Raw genomic sequence first — 2,869 nt, forward strand, 5'->3', positions numbered from 1 at the left:
TCCAACCAAGCTCTGGGTGGGAGATGTCCGCCAGCCCGTCCAGCTGGTATTGAGTGCCCTCAACCGGGGGCAGTGTTTTCTCGAGCACCACCTCGTGTCGCCAGTCATCGCCGAAATCGTACTGGTAGACGAATTTCATCTTAGGCTCAGTCAACACTTGCCAGAGCCTAACCTTCCTGGCGTTCACATCAGTCAAGCCGTAATCAGGATCGGGGTCGCCGTAGGAGATTCCTTGGATAAAGAACTGATAAAGATGGTAATTGTCCCAGCCCATTACTCTCTGCAGCACTAGGTGCAGCTTATAGAGAGTGATGTTATTGGTCACCTGGAACCTGCGCCAGATGGGCGGGCGGATACCTTTCAGAGTAACCTTAAACTGGTACACTGCCAACTCCGGGCCAGTTTCTTGCCTCACCATGCGTCTCTCCCCCTGCCTAGGATATTTGAGTCTTGCCTCTGTCAATAACTACCAGGTATCGGCACCAACCCTGTTCATGATGCTTCATCTTCTTCTTCCTCGTATTCGTTCAGAAGCGTCAATTTCCTCCATTCCCCTCGCAACCGGTTTGCCCATGGCTTTTTCAATGCGGTTGTATTTCTTCACGCGCGGCCCCCTCTGGGTCGCGTAGCGCATTACTTTTTCCAGAGCCCTCCCCCCTCCGGTTTTTCCTTTTTGACTACCCAGGGCTAGGCTTTCGTTAGACATCAACCTTTTTCCAGCTCCCTCAAAAATTCGGCGGGAGAGACAATTCTGGTTTCGCCTATTCTTCCAAGCGGGTAAATATGTCTCATATCGCCCGTCACAAGATAATCGGCCTGAGCCTGTACGGCGCAAGCCAGGATGTGGTTGTCATCTTTCTTAGGGGAAATCAGTTGCGGAACTGCGGAAGGCTCAACAACTAGCGAGGCGGCGTCTCTCACGAATTCCGCTACGGCAACAGCTTCATCCGCGGGATAGTCGAACTTTTCTTCAAGTATACGGGTCAGTTCTTGCAAAATGAAAGGGCTCAATACTAGCTCGTACTTGCCTTGAAGGGCAGCCTTAAAGTCTAAATCCGGGCTTCCGCCCGGAAAGAGAAGGGCAGATAGCAGCACGTTAGTATCCAGGACCGCTCTCATGGGCTCAATTCCTTGTCGTATCTATCATATCTTCCACATCACTCTCGCTAAGAACACCCATCTCTCTCGCCCGGCTTGAAGCCCTGGCCTGCATGTGCTCCCATTCTCTCGCAGCCATATACTGGCGCAAGGCTTCCCTTACCAGTTCGCTGCGAGTGCGGCTTTCTCTCCTTGCGGCCTCTTCCGCCTTTTGGGCCATCTGAGGTGGGAGGGAGATGGTCCAGATAACCGTGTCACGCATTCTTAACCGCCTCCACATGGAGTATTACTTAGTAATACCCGGTAATTGAACCATAGCATACTCCCCGGAAGACGTCAATAATTTAGGCCAATCCAGACAAGAGGTACCAACCCTGATGTAGATGGCGAGGCTAGCGAGGTGCCACAGCACTATAAGGCCTGTTCGCCTCTCTGTTCACCCTTATTTCAATCAAAAACTTGCGCAGCTTCCTCCCGTTCGGAAGGACCTTCATTTTGGGCCCATAAAGACTGTCGCCCAATTACAAAAAGCCGATGCTAAGAGCAAGGCTGCTAGTTGAATCGTATGCAGTCTCCAACCGCATGGCCAAGTGAACCTTGAGATATTCAATGGAACGTGGCCAAGTTCCTGCCCAGAATTAAGCAAAGGTGCCGGGCACCTGAAATTAACCCCGAAGGTGCTCCTTCTGTCCCTTGGTTATCGCCTTTGAGGGCGTTTCGCCGCCTTATCTCGCGGTAGTGGCCATTCGCCACGCCCGCCAGCGCCCAATAGAATCCTCTGAGCACCGCAGTTCCTGAGAACCAGCGTCAGACTGGTGGCACTCCCGCAGCCCAAGGGAGAGGAGACAGTCCCAGGTGCCCAACGCCACGAGGGAACTACCTGAGCTGAGGCGGCAAGAGCCTGTGAAACGCACCTATATTCCGGTGTTTCCCGAACAATGCCGCCGAAGCTTGGCCCTTAAATCGCCTAACCCTTATTGTACCCTCAGAGACTGACTGTATCTGCCAAGCTCGCCGGGCCAATACAAAGACTTCATCCACCGTGCCGGCGACAGTCCCGATCATTGCACCTGAGTCAATGTCTAACACTTTGTAGGTTTCTGAGCTAGGAATGTTGGAATGGATTTGCCCCCTATCGCCCATGTCTATTAAGGCCGTTGATGCAACCCATACTCGTCCCACCCGATGTATCCAGCCACAGCTTTGCAGGTGTTGGAGCAAACTAGCAGCTTGGTTTGAGCCAAGGAGGATTCCAACCAATTCTAGGAGTACTTCCTCTGCGACACCATCGCGATGTTGGTAGAGAAGGGAAAATATTTGTTGTACGGCAACAGAATAATCCGGCTGGTATGGTTCTGGTGGTAAAAGGCCGCTCGATGCTGTATCCAGCATCGCTTCTAGTAGTATTCTCTCTTCCGGAGAGTGCGCGATGGCCGCTACCCGGATGGTGCTTTCCCGCCGGTTACCTCTCCCAACCCGCTGAATTAGCGATGCGATGCTCCAGGGTGCCTCGGCAAGTACTATTAGGTCGATGTCACCGATATCGATGCCGATTTCCAGAGTGGAGGTAGCCACACACGCTGCAACCCGTGCTTCCTTCATTGCTGACTCCGTTTCCTCTCGTAGCTGTCTACTTAGGCTTCCGTGGTGTACCAGCACCGGGTAAGGACGCCATAGAGGCACGATCTGGCTGGCAACTGCTTCCACCGATTCCCGGAGATTACAGAAGTACAATACCTTCTTGTACCCGTTAGATCGAACCAATCGCCAT

Annotated in this window: 5 protein-coding genes; all 5 read right to left on the reverse strand. The window is 52.7% G+C overall.

What is annotated here, in order from left to right; all coding sequences use genetic code 11:
• A partial coding sequence (locus tag H5U02_14920) for a plasmid pRiA4b ORF-3 family protein (protein MBC7343712.1) occupies nt 1-418 on the reverse strand: 418 nt, incomplete at its 3' end.
• An 84-nt stretch (nt 419-502) separates the two neighbouring features.
• Nucleotides 503-706, reverse strand: coding sequence for a hypothetical protein (locus H5U02_14925; protein MBC7343713.1), 204 nt, complete (start codon nt 704-706; stop codon nt 503-505).
• Complete coding sequence (locus H5U02_14930) at nt 706-1,119, reverse strand: putative toxin-antitoxin system toxin component, PIN family (protein MBC7343714.1); 414 nt, start codon at nt 1,117-1,119, stop codon at nt 706-708. The genes H5U02_14925 and H5U02_14930 overlap by 1 nt, the downstream gene beginning before the upstream one ends.
• A 4-nt stretch (nt 1,120-1,123) precedes the next feature.
• Nucleotides 1,124-1,360, reverse strand: a complete 237-nt coding sequence (locus H5U02_14935) for a ribbon-helix-helix protein, CopG family (protein ID MBC7343715.1) — start codon at nt 1,358-1,360, stop codon at nt 1,124-1,126.
• Between the two features lie 614 nt (nt 1,361-1,974).
• A partial coding sequence (locus tag H5U02_14940; protein MBC7343716.1) for a hypothetical protein occupies nt 1,975-2,869 on the reverse strand: 895 nt, incomplete at its 5' end.

Source organism: Clostridia bacterium, assembly GCA_014360065.1.
Classification (GTDB): domain Bacteria; phylum Bacillota; class DSM-521; order Neomoorellales; family JACIYF01; genus JACIYF01.